Here is a 20,835-nt window from a genome sequence, read left to right on the forward strand (position 1 = left end):
TTATATAGTGAGACGCCGGTGATCTACAAAAACTTTATGGAGGTAACAATTTATGGCGATTGGTGACAAACTAACTTCGAGAGACCAGCTTTACGGACGTGACAGTGTCGATTTGTTGGCAAGAACACTGTATGGTGAAACGGAAAATGACTCAGATTCACGTGTAGGTGTTGCTTACGTCATTATGAACCGTAAAAATTATACGGGGAAGCCTTTTGGTAACCTAAATACGATCGAAGCAGTTGTGCTCCAACAAGGTGCTTTTAGTTGTTTTTGGGATCATAACTTAGCTAAATGTCTTGCGCCAGACACAAGCAGTGCCATATGGAGAAACTGTGTTAACGTTGCTCAAAACCTAAGCAGCTTTAGGAACCCTATTAACGATAAACGTTATTACACAGTAGCCAAGCTCTTTAATTCACTCTCTTATACTTCTGGAGGGAAACTCTGGTATAAAATGCCTGGTGCCAGAGTAGATGTGGTAGAGGTTACTTCGAAAATACAAGTTGGTGACCACATGTTCTTCAACATCGTCGAGCCTTAAGTAAAAAAAGGAGCTGGTGGTTGCCAGCTTCTTTTTTTACTTTTCAGAATCAAATTCTATTTTCTCAGCTTTAAATTCGTTGCTTGTACTATCGTAGCTATAAGTGATTATAACGGAACCGACAAATTCTATTTGTTTAACATTCCCAGCAACAGTGGCAACAATTTTTTGATTCTCTATTGAATAAATATTTATAGCCCCAAAAATAAGCTTATCGGAATAGTTATCATCTTGTGTAGGATAAGTTGTTTTATATTCTTTACCTTGAATGTTAACTGTTATGTCCAGCGCATCCGCTTTTTGAATTACTTTAGAATCCACTTCTTCTTTAGCAACATCCAACGCATTAGGTACTTTAATTTCGGACAAGTCTTCCGCATGAAGTACATGAATGTCATAAGTATTAAACTCTGTCCCTCGACCGGTCTGGATCAGGATTACAGCTTCTTCCTTACCGTCACCCGTTAGATCAGTATAGAGTAGCTGTGGTTTAGTTCCTGTATCTACGATGTTCCAATCGAATTCTTTCTGTTTCCCGTTAATATCAACCCTAACCCCTTGAACTTCACCGTCTGTTTCGTTGACAGCATAAAGTTTTACGTTCTTATTTTCCGAAGCTGTAATCAGTTTTTCTTTTTCATTAGTGTTTTGTACCGGCTGCGTTGTTACCTGTTTACTGGGAGACTCACCCGTCAACCCTTGATTAGCACTACCACTATCATCTGAACCACACCCCGAAAGCAAAACAGCACTCACCAACATAAATACACCAATTTCTTTTTTCAATCTCCTTGTGCCCCTTTCATCGTACCTAGCAGAAATTATATCAAAGCAAATAAGAAGAGGAATTACATAATAATAACAATATTTAATAATAAAGTTAAATTTATGTTAACAAACCTCTATCATCACTTCAAGTAATACGGCCATTTGAACAGATCATTCCAAGGCAAAGGCGAATTCATATTCTATTTTGAGAAATGGTTGTGAAAATGGGGCTTCCTCTCTCTTTATTAGGCAGGCGTGATCTCTTCAGATCATATTACCGATCATTTACTTTATTAAGCTTATGAATCCTTCCCAACCAACAACAACTGATTCTATCTTACGCTTAAATGCAAAAACTAAATAAATTTCGGAGTATCCCAACAGAATCTCTCGAAACACCACTTAAAAGTACTAGCTAATTTAAGTCGGTTAATAACGAAAGGGTGAGGAATGATGTCGGAGGTTGATTTTGCTACTTTTATAGCTAATTTAGGGTTTCCCATTGCAATTACTTCGTATCTACTTATTCGTTTTGAAAAAAAAATATCTGATTTAAGCGAGGCTATTAATGGATTGAAGAATGAAATACAAAAAAACGTGAAGAAGTGATTTTAGTAAAACTCAGCAACATGACGATCAGAATGCAACATCAAATTCTAGAATCTTTCACTTCAAAGATAAAAGCCTCCTTGTCACAGGTCCCATCCAATCATCGAGAAGATTTAAAACAAGAACTCTATGTAAAAATGATCGAGGTTATGCAAACTCTTGATATTAGTGAATTGAAATAAAATTCGAGAACGGTTGTAAAATCAGATGTTCATTTCTCTTTATATAGTAGAACGCCAACAATAAAAGCGTTCAATAAAAAACTCAAGGAGGTCATTTAAAATGGCTTGTGCAGCAAACATTAGTAATACTGTCAATGGATCGATCACTTACAATGGAACACGTTACGATATTCTTGCATTAGCTAAATGGGTATCTTATCAAAGTTGGAGGAAAAGCGGTGGACTTAACGGAATGCCCGTTGCAATGATCATAACACAATGGGGATTCGAGCATGGATGGGGAACAGCTGGACTCGCAGATATTCAAGCGACACTTAATTTCGCCTTCCAACGTTCAGCTTGCGGATACAGTGGAACTTATGATAATTCCAGACCATCTGGACGTAATTTGATTTTTTCTACTCTTCGAGATGGAATTTCTGCTTACGCCAAACTGATGATAGAAGGTTATATCCACGTTCGCTATGCTTACTCTAGAGCTGGAGGTAACGCACCTGGCATTCGTGCTGCTGTAAAAGCTCTGCAAGATGGTTATGATCCGAATTACACTGGACCAGCCTCTGGTTTCTGTCATACTCAAGTATTTGCTCTTAACAGCTATGCAACAAGACGAATTTGGGCAGAACATCCTTACCCTGGCATGGACACAACGATTACTAACAGCAATAATACATGTCTGAATAGTCTAATGTACATCCAAAAAACAGATCCTAATGTATACGGACTTCCGAATTTGTATTAATTATCTTATTGAAAATGCACTGTCAAGGTTGATAGTGCATTTCCAATCAATCTATTCTGATACGAACTGCTTCTTGGAAATATCCAATGAGTAGACTATTTTTTCAATATCTTGTTCATCGTTTTCTCCTTCAGTATTTCTAGTAGACACAACCAACTTGCCATCTTCATTATGTGGGAAGGTATCAATTGCATAATTAACAGTTTCTCGGTCGTTATTTCCTGTTTTGAATGTTAATGGAAAAGCGTCTCCATTCTCTTTATCTATACCAAATGCATATGAGTTATATCCTCTAGAAGCGGTATATTCCGGAGTAAGAAGATAAATATCAACTTTATCAAAACTGATTTTCTCAAAAGAAACGGTTTTATCGGTTTTCTGTACAAATATGAAATCATTTAATTCCTTAATCACTTTTTCGGAACCATCATGTTTAAATATTACATTATAATTTCCTCTAAAAGTGAAGTCGCCTTCTGCTCCAAAAACGCTAGGCACCTCAATGTGTCCAATTTCCTCCTTGCCGTTGGATACAACCTGGAGTTCTCCATGCTCAGTACTCACTCGAGCTCGGACAGTTTGGTTCTCCGCAATGGAATCCAGTTTAATACTGTATCCATTATCGGGAAATTGAGAGGTTAATTCTTTATTATTAGTCCCCTGGCTCTGAGTATTCGGAGTCGGAGTGTCTTGAGATACTGAGGGCTGCTCATTTCCACAAGCAGTCAGCAAGGTACCACACAAAATAACGGCATTTAACATCAAGATAGGCTTCTTAATAATTTTATTTCCCTTCTTTCGATTCATTGTTGAATTTAATATAGATCAGTATACATGATTCACAAACCAAAAAGTTGATAATATGTCATTTTATATTTAAAAAAATAGTAACGAATGGAATTAATCAATCTATATGGGGGCGATAAAAGTGGTTTGTCGAGATCATTTGATCAAAAGCATCCAAGCTGTACATGTAACAGTCAGAGCATATTCTAAATGTATATCTAGCGATGAAACAAATGATACTGATAAGCAAGAGCAAGAAGTGTTCCAACGGTTTGGATGAGAATTGTCTACACAACTAGCCACTCTCCGCAGGATGTACATTGATAAATTCAACATCGATCCTATAACCGGAAGACCACAGGAAATATTGATACCTTGTAATTGTAGTAAAGTCGAATAGAATCTCACAAAATTTTCGTTCTACCTATCGCTGCTTGTCACGCTGGTCGGATTGGTCGGATTGGTCGTAACAATTGTCTTAGCATTCCGTCCTCACCTTCACCCGTCCCTAAGTATCGTCCTAGCTTGCATTATGCCATGAATTCCATTAACTTATTTTTGATAGCTTCATTTATTAAACATGTCATACATGCAGTTAAAGGAGGATTGGGAAAGGCTTGAATCGCAAAAGGAACCGATATATCATAGCCATCTTCATGGCCTTCGCTGCCCTTTTTACCGGCTGCAGCACGTCCGTCAAACAAACCGTCCCGCAGAACACGGACCCTGAATCGATGTTAAGCGTAATCTATGATTTAGAAGGGATCAAATCCGCTGGGTCCGTGAACACGGAACCTTTGACCGAAATCTCGGAGATCGAAGAAAATATCAGCATCCGCTACCAATACGTTTTCTTGGTGAAAGATGCCGTCAATCAGAATAATCAAGCCGTTCCGGATCGGCTGTATGTTGTTTCTGCGGTCGAGAATACGAGGAAGGATCGGGAAATCAGCGTCCAGTACATCGACGGCTCCATCAATGGGGAAATAGTTAAGAACAACCCGCGGCATCTTCCCATTACCGTAAACCTATGCCAAGATGATTCCAAATCTCCTTGCGGGGCTGAGGATTCGAAGACTTATAAAGCGAATGCGATTGTTTTTTCGTTGGACCAATTCCCCGCATTTCATTCGCACGGCAATGTCGTTGATATTAGCGTGAAGTATGCATTAGGTAAGAGTAAAAAAGAGCTTCGAGAGCAATTTCTAAGTGATTCGGGGTTGCAGGAAACTGACAAGGCGATCATTTCCCTGAAGCTGAAGCTGCCGGACACATTCGTGAAATAACAAGAAACGTTATCGTTAGCAGTTGGCGGAACATCAATTCATGCAGCAAAGAGAGCTAACAATCAAAGCTGCGAAATACCGCGGCTTTTCGGTATGTATGAGGCATATTCCGTCCGGTGGAGTAGAACGACCTATTTTATTGATTCTGTCATTCCTTACACCTCTGAGTTTCATCAGAAGTGTTGGTCACTCTTAACTGTTAAAATAGTCACTTACGATTTTATCTAGTTTTTCATTCCCCTTTTAACCTGATAAATGACATATTTATGATTCCATTGCTGCACGGTAACAAATGATTCTTCATTTCCCTTTTCAAAAAAATAATTAGAGCCTTCTTGCTCGACATAGCTCCATCCTTTACTGTTCAGTCGCTCTTTTAGAAGCCCAACGGAACGATCCTCTCTTGCCAGATAATGCCCCACTTTATCCATTGGAACTATTAATTTCTCCGTAGTACTCAACGTGTACATGAGCTTTAAGTTATGGAATCCGATATTATTGATATAGGCACCTACAACATAACGACAAGAAAAACGATGCCAATAAAACCGGATGCTATGATCTTCCAGGGTCTCTTCAAAGTCATTCGCCACCTTATTGGATATGGGTTATTTCACACTATTTTTTACTGCACCACTCAGAGTTATAGGGCATTTGGCTTAATTTTAATATATCAGCAGCAGAATAATACCAATCGGCATCATCAAACCATAAGTAATCCTCACTATTTTCCTTAAAGTACTCTATTACAAATCTAAAAATAAATTCATACTCATGATTAATATTGTCAATATCTGCTGCCCAGAAATAATTTTTGTCTTCAGTCAGCTATAACTTTATCATAAGCATTTTTAGACGGGGTAACATCGAATACCTCTGTATCTGGATTCCATGTAGAACGATTTCTCAAAGGCACTACTGTGGCAATATCCTCAATACCTGACAGTTGCGATTGATTTAAGAAATTTGAAGAAACGACCATAACCGAAACAGGTCAATTACGGTTGTACAGACTATGATCAACCTGTTTGAGGTAAAGGAATAGCGATATTCAGATTATAAAACTAAAAGCATTTGATGTGCGTACAAATAAAATGGCGAAACCTTTGAACGGGTGTAACATGGGTTACACTGTTGGTTGAATGATGACATCGTTCGTCATCCACCGCCAACAATGAAAAAAACCTTGAAAGGCACGTAGCCTATCAAGATTTCATAATAAGAGGTGCAGTGCCTAAGCGGGGTTCTAACTCTTGTGCTTTTCGACAAATTGATTTATGCCAGCAAATACTATATCTTTAATTACCTCTGTATAGTTATTGTATCCGCCCTCTTTTTCAATGATTATGTCTAACATATTTTTTAATTTGCCATCTATCATAATCGTTATTCCTTCGACTTGTTCACCAGTTTTTTCATTCTCGAACTTTTCAGACAGTATGGTTATTTTATTATCACTCATTTCTTCCCTCCATTATTCTCAAAAATTCAAAGTTCTCTTTTATCGACATTTACATATAATGAGATAAGGACTATAAATGTATTTGATTCAGTGAGAAGATTTTAATTTAAGTAACTCTGCTAGCATTTTCCTATCCAGAAACCATAAATCTTTCGTAGAAACATACCACGGAACTCGACAGGCCAGGGGAACTATGGATTCATTTATTTACCCAATAAAAACCAATGCATCTCCTCGTTGAAAAGCCGTAGGAAGCTTAGTTTCAAGAAGTTCAATTCTAGATAGCATCTGTTTTTGCACATCATCCTGTAAGTTTTTTCGTGCCCAGTCTTTAAGTAAACTAAGTTCATGTATCAAACAAACAGCATCTTCTTTTGTGACATCTATTCCATACCTAATACCCACAATCCACTCCATATTTATTGACTCAATTGCAGGTATCCAGTATGTTTCAAAGAAATTTTGTGTAGCTATTGGAATACTGAAATGTTGTTCAAATTCGTTTTGTTGTGCTAGAATTATTGCTGAAACGACCAGAATTAACTCCCTCCTTTTCCAAATTCAGCAGTAAAAGTATAGTCTAGGAATTACAAAAAAAACAGGTCAATCATGGTACATCTGACTATAATAACCTGTTTGATGTAACGGAATAGTGATATTTAGGTTGTAAAATCTGATTGAACATTACTACCCATCTCACTCGGCACTGGTAGCCAGTCCTCTTAGCCACTTACTTCACATTTTTCTCTTTAATATGAGCTTCTTCTATACCTTTAATATTTTTTTCTAACCTTCCTGATGTTCCGTTTTCGCTAAATCAATCGCCACGGCTAGTTTAATTTGAAATACTTTACTCAACTGTTTTTGGAAATCCTTCAGATTGTAAGTTTCAATTAAAGGAACTTCCGATTGATTGACTCTACTAATTTCAACTTTAGCGATTTTATCAGTGTCAACCAAAATAGTGTATATATCCTCGCCTTGTTCAGGTGTCCAATTCAAAATATACGCACTTTTTAATTCTCCAAAAGTATCTTTTAACACATTCATTATTAATTCGACTTTTCCGTCTTTAGCCAAAACCAAATTCGAACCCTCTAGTTCCTTTCTGAAATCTTGTTCTTGTTTACTTCCTTTGAGTTTCATTTTATCACTCCCGGTGTAGCAGTAACTAGATTTCCATACTTATCGGTTAATACAGTCATAATATTTGTTGGAGAACCACTAAACTTGTCAATCCCTATGTTAGAGTCTAAAATAACTTCCCTCACATATCTAGCTTGAAGAGGGTAATATAGGGCAAAAGAAAAACCTTGACTGAGTGACGAGCACTCGATCAAGGTTATACTAATTACTCTACGGTTACATTATCACTTCTAAATGTCATTATTTTTATATCTTCTTCACCTTCAAAGACGATTTTTATGTCTTTCGACATTGAAGAAGAATCCACATCCGTACAACTGATCTCCAAGATTGAATCAGAATCTACCGTATCAGTTGTTGAATCTAAACGATAACTTTGTACATTTTCAAAAGTAACCTTAATTAATTTCATTTCATCTTCCTCGGGGCTGTAATTTTTTTGTCTCCAATTACAGAGATCGATATCGAGAACCAGTTTCTCGCCGTTAATACTAATATTTTCTAATAGGCTGTCATGCAGATCGTATTCTTCAATAAAAGTAGCTATTTTCATACTTACTCACCGTCCTTAATTACAATATGAGAAGCCTTCGAACCTTTCCCCACAGGATTTCCGTCAATATCAAAATAATAATCGACTTTTTTATCGGTATAATTCGGATTGTGGATATGGTAATGGTCTACCGCTTCAAATCCTGTTCCACCTTTCTTTCCTGGATCATAACTGATTTTTACACCTGTTTCAGGATTATAATATTCCCGAGACATGGTATTCTGGGCTTTCCTTGGATCAGTTACATCATGCCAGCCTTCTTTGAGCAATTGATCTGGTGTCTTTGTTCGTATGTCGTTGATCATGTTGCCCATGGCTTTTCCCGAACCCTCATCCCCCGACTTCTTACCGTCACCATCAACGCCACGATTGCCGCTACCATTACCGCCACTATTACCGCCACCAAGATCATCATGCTTATTATTCAGCGGGCCTCTCCCCCTAATTCCAGCACGGTTGAGAATAGCGCCTCCAAGGATCATAGCCGACTGTTGACCCAAGTAATTGGACCAGCCGCCTGCTGAATCGACTTCTTTCATGGTGTCTGCCACGATTTTTTCACGATATTCGTTACTAAAAACCATTCGGCCGGCCCATGCCGCTGTGTCCCAAATATCCTCGACCGTCCCGATGGTTGCATTATAGAGCATGTCTTTCCCGGTTCCAAGCGGATCTTCGTACAAGGATATCGCCGTATCCTTTAACGAGTTCCCTAACTGGGCGGCCCCGATCTTTACGCCCTCCCATAGTTCCCCTGCTTCCTGCTTCACGGTGTCCCATGCCTTCCCGGCTTCCTGCTGCACCGAATTCCAGGCTTCCTCCGCTTTTCTCCCGGCATCCTCTACGGCACTATAGCCTGCGGGTCCCCTCATCATAGGGAATGTTCCCAGCACATGCCCAGCAACTTGGATCGGTTGTCCCCGCTCATCTGCTGACTTAAATCGTTGGGCAATTCCTCTAAGCTCCAGGCTTGTCCGATGGATATGCTCCGTGGTCTGCGTCATCTCCCGATGCGCCTGCTGAAAATCCGCGTAAAAACGGGATCTCGTCGTACCTTCCCAGGCAGACTCCAGCATATGGATGTTCTGGTTCAGCATGTGTATCATTGCTTCCAGCTGTTCATGCGCCCTGGAGCATTGCTCTGCAACGTGCACCAACATCTCCGGTGTGACCAAAATTCTACTCATAACAACCTCTCCATCTTGCTTTCGGGATTGAACCCGATCTCCGATCATAGCTAACTTAAATATTTTACTTCACTTGAATTATATGGAAAAGGTTCTCAAGGCCTTGCTATGTCACTTAAAACTAGGATCTTTTTCTCAGTTAGATACGGGACTTTATTACGAGCGGGATTCACAATAATATGACCATTATTATAAGTGTTGGAGGATGAATGGAGTCACGGAATATTACATACTGTAAAAAAGGAGGGGATAGATGGATTAATTTATCCTTCATTCTCCCCTGCTTGCTTGCACTGAATATGTTTAGAAAAGAATTATTTGTACTTGTCTTTAGATCCTATATTTTAAAACGGAGTGGGATGATTGGTAAAGCAATTCTAGCAGGCTGGATATTGGAGAAGGAGTTCATCTGCTCTCTTGATCAGATTCACTGCAAAGTCTTAGTTTCTTGCAGAAGTGCAGTTTTCCATAATTTCATTTAATGCATGATGAAGAGAGAACACGGGAGCGCTTAATCTATCGTTATACTTCTGCAATTCGATTAGAGCATATTGTTTTAACTCTTGAATAACCGGATCATCTAGTTGATCGGCTATATCTGGGTGGAAAGTGATTAAATGCCTGGAATCATCTACTTCTAGGATAGTGGACAAGGCTTTTAAAGGTGTCTTAAGTAAGGATATCGTCTGAGAAAGCTCTTCCCATGTCGCTCCATGTACAAAATCGCCAATGCCCGGATAACCTCCAGCATATCTGCAAGTTCTTCCAACGACTCCTTTGAATTTGGAGCGGTAAAATACTCCTCCGACTCTTCTTTGAGCTTTATGATCAATTCTTTCTTATACTCTTCCTTATCTAAGACCCGTGTGCGAAATTCTTTGCCTGTAGATTCAATGACTTGGGGAATCAGATCCCGAACTAGCTTATTGTAAACCGGCATAGATTCTCATCCTTTACATCGCTAATTATGTATTCATATTTGTATCATATCAAAGAATCGCTCGAACAAAGACTACTATTTTCCTGAAAACAGAAATACGACGAATACAATTTTGTTTAAAAATCTGCTCCCCACCCTCTCCTACACCCCCAACAAAAAAAGACCCCGAATTCCAACCTTAGGTTGAAATTCAAGGCCCTTCCCCCTACGAATAGATCACGCGATTATGCTGATCTGCGATACCCGATTTTCGATAAAAATACGTATTGATGACATCGCACCACTCCTTTGCACTCTCTAGTTGTTCCAGCAAGCGCTGTTTAACATGCAGGAAGCGTTGCTGATCAAGCTTATGCTCCAAGGCATCCCAGCGTGCGAGCCACTGCTCCACCTGCTCGACTCCTGCAAAATGAGTGTCATAAATATGCTGAATGACCGTCTTGCCGGACTTTAACACATGGGTATAAGAAACATGGTGGAAAAACAGCAGCAATTCATCCGGGCAAGTCTCCAATCGCTCATACATCGACGCATGGGCGCCAACATATTGGCCGGCGTACCCCGTTCCCGTGGCCTGCGTCCTGTCAACGCCGATCCCGTCGCGGTCCGCGAAATGATACGTTCCCCATTTGGAGTATTCATATCCGTCCACGTCAGGGCCGTAGTGAACATGAGGCACGACCATCCAGCCCACGCCAAGCGGGGAGGTATAATTCTCGTAGGTCGGCCACGATTCCATCAGCATGTCCATCACGTTCCTCGTCACATCCGGATCGGGTCCAAAGGTCATCCGGGTCCATTCTTCGCCAATTTCCTCCGCCCTCAGCTCCGGATTCCACAGCAAGCGGCCATAGCCGTAAAGGTTGGACTGGGCAAGGTAGTGACCGGTCCAGTTGAAGTCATCCCCAATATTGGACACGGCTGTTATGCCGCTGTGCTGATAAGGATACACTTGTCCGGCTACAATATCTTTGACCTTGCTGCCCTCCCCTTGGCAGAGCGTATCGAATTCCAGCACCTCTTTCCATTGCGGGATCAAATAGCATACATGCCTTTGCTGTCCCGTATATTCCTGCGTAATCTGGAATTCCAACAGCTGATTCGTCTGCTCCATCGCTCCAAACAATGGCGATACCGGCTCTCTGACCTGAAAATCCATCGGACCGTTCTTGATCTGCAGGATCACATTGTCCTTGAATTTGCCGTCCAGCGGCTTGAAATGATCATATGCGGCGCGGGCGCGGTCCGTCTGGCGATCCCGCCAATCCTGATGGCAATCGTACACGAAGCATCTCCATAAGACGAGTCCGCCGTAAGGCTCCAGCGCTTCTGCCAGCATATTGGCTCCATCCGCATGATGGCGTCCATAGGTAAACGGGCCGGGACGGTTCTCCGAGTCGGCCTTGACCAGAAATCCGCCAAAGTCAGGAATGGTTCGGTAAATATCGGCCGCTTTCTGTTTCCACCAATTCTGAACGGCCGGTTCTAACGGGTCAGCCGTGGACATATCCCCCAGCTCGATCGGTGCAGCAAAGTTCACGCTGAGGTAGAGGCTGATGCCGTAATCGCGGAACACATCCGCTAGACGTGCCACATCCGGTAGCAATTGCGGCGTGATCAGCTTCGTCTCGGTCTGATGCACATTCACATTATTGATCGTGATTCCGTTAATCCCGACCGAGGCCAGCATTCTGGCGTACGCCCGGACGCGAGTCAGATCGGAGACGATGGTATGGTCCTTATAAAATATCGATCGGCCCGCATATCCGCGCTCAATGGTTCCGTCCATATTGTCCCACTGATTCACCATGCGAAGCCGGTACTTCGGATGTTCGATCAGATCAAGTGCTTCGTTCGCTTGGCCCGTCTGCAGGAGACGCATAAAATGAAAGACCCCGTACAGAAGTCCCCTGTCCGATCCTCCTGCAATGAATATGTAATCCTGGTCTCCTCTTACGACGCGGCGTATGATGTAGCCTTCATCTCCCACACGTCCGGCTTCCTCGGCTTCCGGCGAGCCGTCAAGCAAAGTCCTTTCAATGCTCCCCAGCGTCCCTGCGACCAAGCAGCGACCGGCATCCATCTCTTCACGAAGTAAGGGCTGCTCACCTGTCAGCAGAGCAATGCCTGTGGTCAATTCTTCAATCGCCGTACGAAATACTTGCGAAGAAACCGCCTGCACGGTCACGATCTTGCCCAAATAGCTTTCCAGCGGCTTTATTGCCGCAGCTTGCTTCAGCGAGCTCCCATTAACCTGCAACCACGCTTGATCATAACTGCTGTTCATAATGCCTCCTCATGATCATTTCACGAGCTCCGTCGGGTTCATGCCCGTGAATTTCTTAAATACCGTGCTGAAATATGGAACGTTTTTATATCCGACCTTTTCCGCCACTTGGTAAACCAATGCATTTTTCTCCATCAGCAGCTCCCGGGCCTTCTCGACCCGTACTCTGGTCAAGTAATTGTTAAACGTTTCTCCCGTAATATTCTTAAAAATCATCGACAAGTAGTTTCTCGAGATATACACCTTATCCGCCAGTCCCCCAAGCGTGAGATCCTCGGCATAGTGCTCGTGAATGTACTCGATCATAAAGTCGACAGCCTGGCGATGCTTTCCGTTCCCGCCCCACTCGCGGCTGCCGAACACGAGCCCGATCTTGGTGATCAGCCATTCCGCAAGCTCGTATGGACGCTGCAGCTTTGCCATTTCGTGCGTAATGCTATCATTCGGGAAGAAATCGTCAACGACGGTCCCCGTCTCATAGAAAGCGAAGGCGATAATTCCCCACAGCTCGCCTGCCAGCATACTGACATATGGTTTGGTGATGCCCCCTTGCTGTTCCAATCGCTTCATATAATCTCTGATGATTGTTTGTGCCTGATGTTCTTGCGAGGTTCGAATCGAACTGGCCAGCTCCAGGTAAAGCTTAACAGGACGCACGGGAGACTTGGCCTCCGCATTGCCCGGCTCCTGTGCACAGTAAAAATACAGCTCATACTCCGGAACCGCCGGCTGCGAATTCACATCGATCGCACGAAAGGCTTCTTCCGTCGAGATGCCAATTTCCCTTATACTGCTCTTGCGATCACCGATGCCGATCCGGAGCTTCAGCTTTAAATAGTTCTGCACGCAGTCGATTAATCGGACACCCAGCTGCTCCAGCTGCTGTCGCACCCGCTCCGCTGACTCCGTTCGATCATGATGAATAACGACCACCGAACGGTTGGTGTGGAGATCCGTATGGTCGAAGCGGGGGAATGCCGCCTGCGTAATTTCGCACACCATATTGCTGATTGCAAATCGAAGGAGGCTCCAGTCCGGCAAGCTTAGATTAGCTGCCCGTTGATCGTAGATGAGCTCGATGCCAACGACCGTATGATCGAAATCGGACCAATACCGGTAAGGCTCCGGGATTTCCGTTGGGAGACCTGAGTGCAGCAGTTCGCCAGCTGCGGCCGATTTGACCCACTCCTTCTCCACAAAAGGTTCGTAAAGCTGCAGCTTTTGGAGCAGCTCATCCTGCTTCATGCGCTGCTCTTCCTGCTCCTCCAAATCGGATATGGCTTCATTTAAAACAGACTTCAACGTCGGAAGGCTGATCGGCTTGGATAAGTAATCGCTCACGTTCAGACGCAAGGCTTGACGCGCATATTCGAAGTCGGAGTAACCGCTCAGAATGATCACTTTTCCCGAATAGCCAGTGTTCTTCCGAAGCTGCTCGATCATATCCAGACCATTCATGACAGGCATATATAAATCGGTAATCACGATGTCGGGGCTGGCCGATTCAATCATCTCAAGCCCTTCTTCCCCGTTCAAGGCTTCTCCCGCCCACTCTGCATTCAGTTCATCCCAAGGGATGGCTTTCCGGATTCCCTGCAGCATGGCACGGTCGTCATCAACGATTCCTATCTTCCACATCTGAAGATCCTCCTTCTTATTTGCAAAAAGGCAATGCTTCACCCTAACGGTAATACGCCATGCCTGATAGGCTATAAAACCGCTCAGGCATGACGTAAACCGAGAATAAACTGGAAACTATATAAGCTGAATTATTGAGTTATTCATATTCCTGCGCGGCCTTCTTCAACGATTCATAAGCCTTCTCCGGTGTTGTCCTGCCGAAGCTCAGCTCATCCCGGACGAGCGGGAAGTCTTTATCGATGAAGTTCACCCAGCCTTCCGGCCCTGTCGTAAATATCTGTCCGTCCGGTGTCGTTGCGTCGATCAGCTTCATGCCAACCTTTTCACCCTCCGGAAGATTCGGAATCAGCGACTCGGCGATCTTGGCATTGGCAGGCACGCCACGAGCGGTTCCAAGAATAGCCCCTGCCTCCGGATCATTGATGAACCAGTCGATGAACTTTGCCGCTTCTTCCTTGTGCTTGGAATTAGGCGAAAGACTGAAGTACATGGACGGCTTCAGCCAGCCCCCTGCTTCCTCGGCCCGCGGCATCGTAACCAGATCATACGCCCCTTCCTTCATGCTGTCCCATGTGGTGTAGTTATTGGAGAAGGAGTAGCGGAATAAGATTTTGCCATTTACCAGCAGGTCTGCCGTCGGATCCATTTCCTTGTCGGATGCGTTCAAATCAGCTGGAGGTATAAGTCCGTCCTTTCGCAGCTGTTCAAACTTCTTGGTCCATTCCAGGAAAGTCGCTTCATCAATATTGAATTTGCCGTCTTCCGTAATCAAGGTACCTTTACCCTTGGCATAGTGATAAGCGCTGAACATAAAGTAGTTGCCGGCATAATCCAGCGTGAAATATTGGCCTTCCGCCAATTTAGGCTTTACCTCTTCCGCCAATGCGAAGAAATCATCCCATGTCCAGCCGTCATTCGGCATCGTTGCGCCCAGCTTCTCAAGAGCCGCCTTGTCGTATATCATTCCAAAAGCAACCGATCCCAACGGCACGCCGTATTGCTTGCCGTCTCTCTGCCCGATCGGCAGCAGGCTCGGCGTCAATTCATCCAGTTTAACCTTGGTGTCGAGCTCTTCCAGCTGGTTGCGGGAAGTCCAGTCCGAAACCCAGCCCGGGTCCATTTGGAAAACATCCGGCTCGTTATGCGCTGCTGCCTGAGTGGAGAGTTTATCCAGGTAACCGTCCATCCCGGAATATTCGGGCTCGAAGGTAACATGCGGATTTTTCTCCGTATATACCTCCAATGCCTTCAGTGTAGCTTCGTGACGCGGCTGTGAACCCCACCACATAATCCGCAGCTTGACATTTTCTTCCGCCGAACCGCTTTCGGCCTGTGTATTGTTCTTGGTTGAGGTTGTGCTTTCCGTGCTTGAGTTGGTGCTTCCGTTACCGCCGCATGCCGCCGCCAGCAAGGAGAACACCATCAATAGCGCGACAATATGCAATCGCTTCCATTTGTTCATACCGACTTCCCCCTAAAAACAATATATTGTGGTCAATATGTATCCTATCAATTCCGAGATGACTGGAGTATAAGAGAGATGCACAATTTATTATAAAATCGTCTGATTATGTTTTAACGCTGTGCTTCCTCAAGCCTTGGAAAGGCGATCGATACAACCACTCCTCCATTCTCTCCATCTTTAACGAGGATCTCATAATTATCGTTAAAGAACGCCGAGAACCGCTCTCTTACATTCCGGATCCCGTATCCTCCTCTGCGGCGATGGTTCTCTTTGCTCTGAGGAGCAAGCCCGCTTCCGTCGTCGATAATCGTCATTCGGATCCGGCCGCCCTCTTCCTCAGCCTTAATATGAATTCGGCCGTTTTGCCTTGAATTAAATCCGTGTATGATTGAATTTTCGACGAAAGGCTGGAGCGTCATTTTGGGAATGAAAAAGTTGCGTACTTCCTGGGAGGCATGCACCTCGTATTCCAGACCGTCTTCCCACCGGATCTGCTGGATTTCCAAATAGCATGCGACGTGAGTCAGCTCTTCTTCAATCGTAATAAAGCTTTCTCCATGCGATAATCCGATGCGGAACATGCGGCCCATCAGCTCCAAAATGCGACTCATCTTCTCCTGTCCCTCCGCAATCGCCATCCAGTTCAGTTGATCCAAGGTATTATATAGAAAATGCGGGTTAATATTGGCTTGTAGTGCTTCGATTTCGGCCTTGCGCTGTTGCTCGTAACGCTGCGCAAGGGATGCGTACAATGCCTGGATTCTCTCATTCAGTCTGCGAAACCCTGCAAACAGAATGCCGAATTCATTCGTGTAATCGCCGGCCAGCTCCGCTTGCTTCCCTCCAACATCGTAATTCTTCATCGCTCTCACTAACTGGGCGATCGGCTTCAACAATTGCCGGCTTAACCATAGCGTCAACAAGAAAGCCAGCAATAAGGCTCCGATGCCGATGGTAATAATGGCTCCGGCCAGCTTGACGCTGCCTGACGTAATTCGCTCCCACGGGGTAATCTCCACCAGCATCCAGTTGGAGTCCGCGACTTTGGAATAGACGACCAGTGACTCGACCCCATGCGGCTCCGTATGCAGCCGAAGCACCCCGGATTGGTCCGCGAACCGCAAATCCTGCTCCTGTAACCCGGCATCCTTCATCGATGTCCCGACGCTCAGCAGCTCCCTGCCGTTCAGATCCAGCAGCATCCGGTTGGAATCTTTGGAATATCCCTCGAGAATCCCGCGGATCCAATCGGCTTTCAAATGGACGACAAGAATGCCCAAGTACCGGGAGTTGTTGTACACCTTGCGGGAAAAGCTGAGCACAGGCACATTCCCATTATAGGTCGTTAAATCATGCTGCTCTGACCAGGAGAAGTCATTATTCTGCAGCAAAGGATACCATGGCTGTGCCGCAGCCTCCTTTAATTCATGGAATTGAATATAGCTCTGCCGATCCCCCCACTCCGGCTGTTCCATGTATAAATCGATGGCTTGAATTTGCGGAATCGAATAGGTGAGATGAGCCAGCGCTTCCTGTATGCCCTTGGACCTCCGGTAGTGGTTGAACTCATCTTCTTTTCCCGACAGAAACGTAAGTAAATCGTTGTCCCTGGACGTTGTCAGCGATATCTGCTCGATCGAAGTCAGGCGACCCGTAATTTCGTTGTTCAGCTCCTCGAGCAGTCTTTTTTGGTAATACGACGTGTTATCGGCCAATTCCCGCGAAGTCATGACATAACTGGTCCATACCGTGATCGCCAGCACAATCGTGATCAGCCCTGCAAAGCAAATAATAAACAGGGAATCGATCCGGTATCTCTTGAAGGGATTGATCATAATTCTCATCCTCCATGCTTTACATTCCTATCAGAAAAAACATTGAAGCCGTGCGGCGTACCGCTGCCTCAATGTTTCCTCATTTTATAATATATCGGTAGGGCTAGCTACTACCCTTTTAGCCCTGTCGTAGCCACACCCTCCACAAAGTATTTCTGGGCAAAGATAAACAGCAATGTAGCCGGCAGAATGGATACGAGCGACATTGCGAGCAATTGTCCCCATTCCGCGCCGCCTTGCGAATCGTTAATCATCCGTAGAGCCAAGCCTACCGTATATTTGTCGACGGAATTAATGTACAGGAGATGACCAAGGAAATCATCCCAGTTCCATAGGAAGCAGAAGATGATGACCGTCACGATAGAAGGCTTCATCAAGGGCATCACAATTCTCCAGTAAATCCCGAACCAGCTGCATCCGTCGATCTTGGCCGATTCATCCAGCTCCCGCGGGATCCCGCGTATGAATTGAACGAGCAGGAAGACGAAGAAGGTTCCTCCCGCCCCCCCCGCTAATGCATGGGGCACGATAAACGGCAGGTAGGTGTTGACCCAACCAAATTGGTGGAACATCGCATACTGCGGAATGATGAGCACTTGGCCCGGCAGCATCAGGGTGAGCATGAGCAGAGAAAACCAGAAGCCTCGAAGCGGAAAGTCCAGTCTTGCAAATCCGAAGGCAACAAGCGTACAGGAAATCACCGTTACAATGATCACCGCCGTAATTAAATAAAAGGTATTCAAATAGAAATCGGTAAAGGTGAATCCCGGAACAGAGTTCCATCCGTTGGTGTAATTGGACCACTGAGGCACAGACGGGAAGATGGACGGAGAACTGAGCTCCTGGTTCGTTTTCAGAGAAGCGCCAATCCACCAAATGACCGGATAAACCATAATCAAGCTGAACATAATGAGGACCGAATGGCGGATCACGGGGTTCCATTTGTGTCTGGTCATTTTCCTTTCCCTCCTTGACTCTCGGATTCGTAGAATACCCAGTATTTCGAAGTCAGGTTAATGATCACGGCGGCAGCCACAATCAATATCAGCATGATCCAGGCCAAGGAAGAGGAATAACCCAGCTGATAGCGGCTGAATGCCCGTTCATACAGGTATAACGCATAGACATAGGTAGAGTTCATCGGCCCGCCGCCGGTGATGACGTAAGCAGGCGTAAACATCTGGAAGGAGTTAATGACCCCCATAATGAGATTAAAGAATAAAGTAGGCGACAGCATGGGAAGTGTTATTTTGAAAAATTGCTTCACCTTGCCCGCGCCATCCACCGCGGAGGCTTCATACAGATCATTCGGGATCTGCTTCAAGCCGGCAAGGAAAATAACCATCGATGAGCCGAATTGCCATACCGACAACCCAATCAGAGACCATAATGCGGTATCCGGGTTCGTTACCCAGCCTGTTCCGGGAATTCCGAAGAATCCAAGAACTTTGTTGAAGAAGCCGTCCACGCCGAAAATATTTTTCCATAACAGGGAAACCGCGATGCTCGCCCCAATCAAGGAAGGGAAATAAATGGCCGTTCGATAGACGGATATTCCGCGCACTGCCTTTTTCAACAGGAGCGCAACCATCAGCGCGGCAATTAGCTTCAGCGGCACCGAGGCGAGTACATAATAAAATGTGAGCTTGAGCGATTGAGCAAATTTGTCGTCTGCCGTAATAATGCGCTCGTAATTGTCCAAGCCGACCCACTCGATCGGCTTCATGAGGGTGTAATTTGTGAAGGAATAGTACAGGGACAACAGCATCGGATAGGCTGTCAACGCCAGAAATCCAATCAGCCAAGGGGAAATAAACAGATAACCTGCAAGGGGAGAGTCCCAGCGCTTGCGAAATGGCTTTTTGCGAACAGGTATTTCGGATGCTAAAGATGTTGCTCGTTCCATGAATTCACTCTCCTTTTTTCGTACCTTAAGTATAGAAGGAGAGCCACCGGGAACTACATGAGACAATTGCTCAAAATCATTCAATATATTCAGAATGTGTCATAAGAAACGAAAATCCGGAATCAAGGTTTGCCGGATAATCCATCAAAAGATAAGTATAGTTTTATAAAATTATACTTAATAATAGAAGTTGGATGATCAGAGCGTAGAAATGCCATGTCTTTTCGTTTTTCACCCTTTTGTAAGCAGGTATCGTTCTTCAGCTTCTGGTAGGGCAAGAGGTTCCAGCTTCCTTTTTTGACAGCCGGTTCCATCAATATTTCTTTAAAAGGGCCTGCGACTCCCAGGAACTACCCGAATTTCTCTTCCGTCAGACACGCGGTTCCCTCATAATCAGCCCGATGGTCAGCATCTCCCTCTATTACCAGCCGGGCCTCTCCCCTTCAAATCTCCAAAATGATTGCAGCTTCATGTTATTCTGTGGGAGCTTGTGAATATCCTTTTCTCTATCTATTGATTAGGACCCAAATTAAGGTATGATAATGTTACTACTTATAGAGAGGTGTTCATACATAAATGAAAAAGACTTTAGCACTTTTGTTGATGTTCGCTATCTTAATTCTCCCGTCACAGGCCTATGCCGCCCCACCTTCCGAAAAAATGTCGATCTCCGAAGTTAATAAGATATACTTTGAGGATTACAACCAGAGGTTAAAGGAGGTTAAGTCTGCTATACGAACATATAAAGCTCCTGTGTGCTCCGATGTAACCACCCTCACGAATCAATCCAAGCAGCTGACAACCAAGTACAACAACCTCAAGAAGTCCAAAGCCAGCAAAACGGAACTGAGTCAGATGAAGGCAACACTTGATAAGGCCAAGAAAAGTCTTAATGAAGCAAAGAAAGTCTGCAATAAGGAAACAGCGGAAACGAAAAAAGAACTCAATGGAGAAGTTAAAGAAATTTCTTTAGCCAAAACTTCCGGAGTCAAGCTGAATGTCGACTCTTACAATAAAGGAACAATCACCAGCTCAACGTTTGATAAGGAAATACGCAGTATCGTGAAGCTTGTAGACGATTATTTCACATACATTCTAGAGGATCTTAAGTAGATCAAGCTGCAGGGTATATCCCTACCGTTTTTTTATTGAACATGGTTGGGCAAAATAAAAGGCCGTAGACTTTACCATCTACGGCCTTTACCACATTCAACCTAACACTCTACTCCAAACTACTAAACTCATTCATACGTGCAAGTTTTACAAGATTAGATTTAGGCCATCCGATTTCTCTCGATTTCGCCTTGCAATATTTGCAAGAGCAATGAATCTTCCCTTTAGAAAACTCACCTGTAAACTTGGCATGCCAACCAAGCTGTTTAGCAAGCCTGCTCTTACGCTGGACCACTCTCCGTCGATGATGACGGTAATACGAACGAGTACGATTGTTCCCTTTGCTTTTCATTCCATCACGCCCCTTGGGAAAAGGCCCAGCC

General features: G+C 44.2%; 19 protein-coding genes and 1 pseudogene. 5 read left to right on the forward strand and 15 right to left on the reverse strand.

Features of this window, described 5'->3' with window-relative positions; genetic code table 11:
• Window positions 1–52: 52 nt before the first annotated feature.
• Window positions 53–544, forward strand: coding sequence for a cell wall hydrolase (locus ACPV3A_RS08755; RefSeq protein ID WP_194541083.1), 492 nt, complete (start codon window positions 53–55; stop codon window positions 542–544).
• A 36-nt stretch (window positions 545–580) separates the two neighbouring features.
• On the opposite strand, the gene ACPV3A_RS08760 is transcribed toward ACPV3A_RS08755, so the two are convergent.
• The gene (locus tag ACPV3A_RS08760) at window positions 581–1,330 is read right to left on the reverse strand and encodes a hypothetical protein (RefSeq protein ID WP_194541082.1); all 750 of its coding nucleotides are present in this window, start codon (window positions 1,328–1,330) and stop codon (window positions 581–583) included.
• A gap of 435 nt (window positions 1,331–1,765) precedes the next feature.
• On the opposite strand from ACPV3A_RS08760, the gene ACPV3A_RS08765 reads away from it, so the two are divergent.
• Both ACPV3A_RS08765 and ACPV3A_RS08770 read left to right on the forward strand, forming a co-directional pair.
• Window positions 1,766–1,921, forward strand: coding sequence for a YvrJ family protein (locus ACPV3A_RS08765; RefSeq protein WP_194545055.1), 156 nt, complete (start codon window positions 1,766–1,768; stop codon window positions 1,919–1,921).
• Window positions 1,922–2,203: 282 nt separating this feature from the next.
• Window positions 2,204–2,845 (forward strand): hypothetical protein, encoded by a 642-nt coding sequence (locus tag ACPV3A_RS08770; protein ID WP_339295683.1) that lies wholly within the window; start codon window positions 2,204–2,206, stop codon window positions 2,843–2,845.
• 51 nt (window positions 2,846–2,896) lie between these two features.
• On the opposite strand, the gene ACPV3A_RS08775 is transcribed toward ACPV3A_RS08770, so the two are convergent.
• Entirely contained in the window at window positions 2,897–3,607 is a 711-nt protein-coding gene (locus tag ACPV3A_RS08775) for a hypothetical protein (RefSeq protein WP_426198978.1), read from the reverse strand.
• A 641-nt stretch (window positions 3,608–4,248) separates the two neighbouring features.
• Between ACPV3A_RS08775 and ACPV3A_RS08780 the strand changes: the two genes are divergently transcribed.
• Complete coding sequence (locus tag ACPV3A_RS08780; protein ID WP_426198980.1) at window positions 4,249–4,917, forward strand: hypothetical protein; 669 nt, start codon at window positions 4,249–4,251, stop codon at window positions 4,915–4,917.
• A 224-nt stretch (window positions 4,918–5,141) separates the two neighbouring features.
• Here the strand turns inward: ACPV3A_RS08780 and ACPV3A_RS08785 are convergent, their stop codons facing one another.
• From ACPV3A_RS08785 to ACPV3A_RS08845, 13 genes and pseudogenes are all read right to left on the reverse strand, one after another.
• The gene (locus ACPV3A_RS08785; RefSeq protein ID WP_426198982.1) at window positions 5,142–5,348 is read right to left on the reverse strand and encodes a hypothetical protein; all 207 of its coding nucleotides are present in this window, start codon (window positions 5,346–5,348) and stop codon (window positions 5,142–5,144) included.
• Window positions 5,349–6,163: 815 nt separating this feature from the next.
• A complete protein-coding gene (locus ACPV3A_RS08790; protein WP_194541077.1) occupies window positions 6,164–6,379 on the reverse strand; it encodes a hypothetical protein in 216 nt (71 codons plus the stop codon).
• 207 nt (window positions 6,380–6,586) lie between these two features.
• Window positions 6,587–6,796, reverse strand: coding sequence for a hypothetical protein (locus ACPV3A_RS08795; RefSeq protein WP_233354758.1), 210 nt, complete (start codon window positions 6,794–6,796; stop codon window positions 6,587–6,589).
• 369 nt (window positions 6,797–7,165) lie between these two features.
• Window positions 7,166–7,525 (reverse strand): hypothetical protein, encoded by a 360-nt coding sequence (locus tag ACPV3A_RS08800; protein ID WP_426198984.1) that lies wholly within the window; start codon window positions 7,523–7,525, stop codon window positions 7,166–7,168.
• Window positions 7,526–7,730: 205 nt separating this feature from the next.
• Window positions 7,731–8,078 carry a hypothetical protein gene (locus ACPV3A_RS08805; RefSeq protein WP_426198986.1) on the reverse strand — a complete coding sequence of 116 codons (348 nt, stop codon included), beginning with the start codon at window positions 8,076–8,078 and terminating at the stop codon, window positions 7,731–7,733.
• Window positions 8,079–8,080: 2 nt separating this feature from the next.
• Window positions 8,081–9,265 (reverse strand): WXG100 family type VII secretion target, encoded by a 1,185-nt coding sequence (locus tag ACPV3A_RS08810; protein WP_426198988.1) that lies wholly within the window; start codon window positions 9,263–9,265, stop codon window positions 8,081–8,083.
• Between the two features lie 686 nt (window positions 9,266–9,951).
• Window positions 9,952–10,205: pseudogene (locus ACPV3A_RS08815) on the reverse strand (nucleoside triphosphate pyrophosphohydrolase); the annotation flags it as partial.
• Between the two features lie 205 nt (window positions 10,206–10,410).
• Window positions 10,411–12,492 (reverse strand): alpha-glucuronidase family glycosyl hydrolase, encoded by a 2,082-nt coding sequence (locus ACPV3A_RS08820; RefSeq protein ID WP_426198990.1) that lies wholly within the window; start codon window positions 12,490–12,492, stop codon window positions 10,411–10,413.
• Between the two features lie 15 nt (window positions 12,493–12,507).
• Window positions 12,508–14,130 carry a response regulator transcription factor gene (locus ACPV3A_RS08825; RefSeq protein WP_426198992.1) on the reverse strand — a complete coding sequence of 541 codons (1,623 nt, stop codon included), beginning with the start codon at window positions 14,128–14,130 and terminating at the stop codon, window positions 12,508–12,510.
• A 139-nt stretch (window positions 14,131–14,269) separates the two neighbouring features.
• Complete coding sequence (locus ACPV3A_RS08830; protein ID WP_426198994.1) at window positions 14,270–15,595, reverse strand: ABC transporter substrate-binding protein; 1,326 nt, start codon at window positions 15,593–15,595, stop codon at window positions 14,270–14,272.
• A 113-nt stretch (window positions 15,596–15,708) separates the two neighbouring features.
• Entirely contained in the window at window positions 15,709–17,433 is a 1,725-nt protein-coding gene (locus ACPV3A_RS08835) for a sensor histidine kinase (protein WP_426198996.1), read from the reverse strand.
• 110 nt (window positions 17,434–17,543) lie between these two features.
• On the reverse strand, window positions 17,544–18,389 hold the full coding sequence (locus ACPV3A_RS08840; protein WP_426198998.1) for a carbohydrate ABC transporter permease: 846 nt from the start codon (window positions 18,387–18,389) through the stop codon (window positions 17,544–17,546).
• A complete protein-coding gene (locus ACPV3A_RS08845; RefSeq protein WP_426199000.1) occupies window positions 18,386–19,339 on the reverse strand; it encodes a carbohydrate ABC transporter permease in 954 nt (317 codons plus the stop codon). The genes ACPV3A_RS08840 and ACPV3A_RS08845 overlap by 4 nt, the downstream gene beginning before the upstream one ends.
• Before the next feature lie 576 nt (window positions 19,340–19,915).
• On the opposite strand from ACPV3A_RS08845, the gene ACPV3A_RS08850 reads away from it, so the two are divergent.
• Window positions 19,916–20,452 (forward strand): hypothetical protein, encoded by a 537-nt coding sequence (locus tag ACPV3A_RS08850; RefSeq protein ID WP_426199002.1) that lies wholly within the window; start codon window positions 19,916–19,918, stop codon window positions 20,450–20,452.
• The last annotated feature ends 383 nt before the right edge of the window (window positions 20,453–20,835 follow it).

Origin of the sequence: Paenibacillus sp. Dod16 (genome assembly GCF_049893405.1) — a bacterium.
Taxonomy (GTDB): domain Bacteria; phylum Bacillota; class Bacilli; order Paenibacillales; family Paenibacillaceae; genus Paenibacillus_AQ.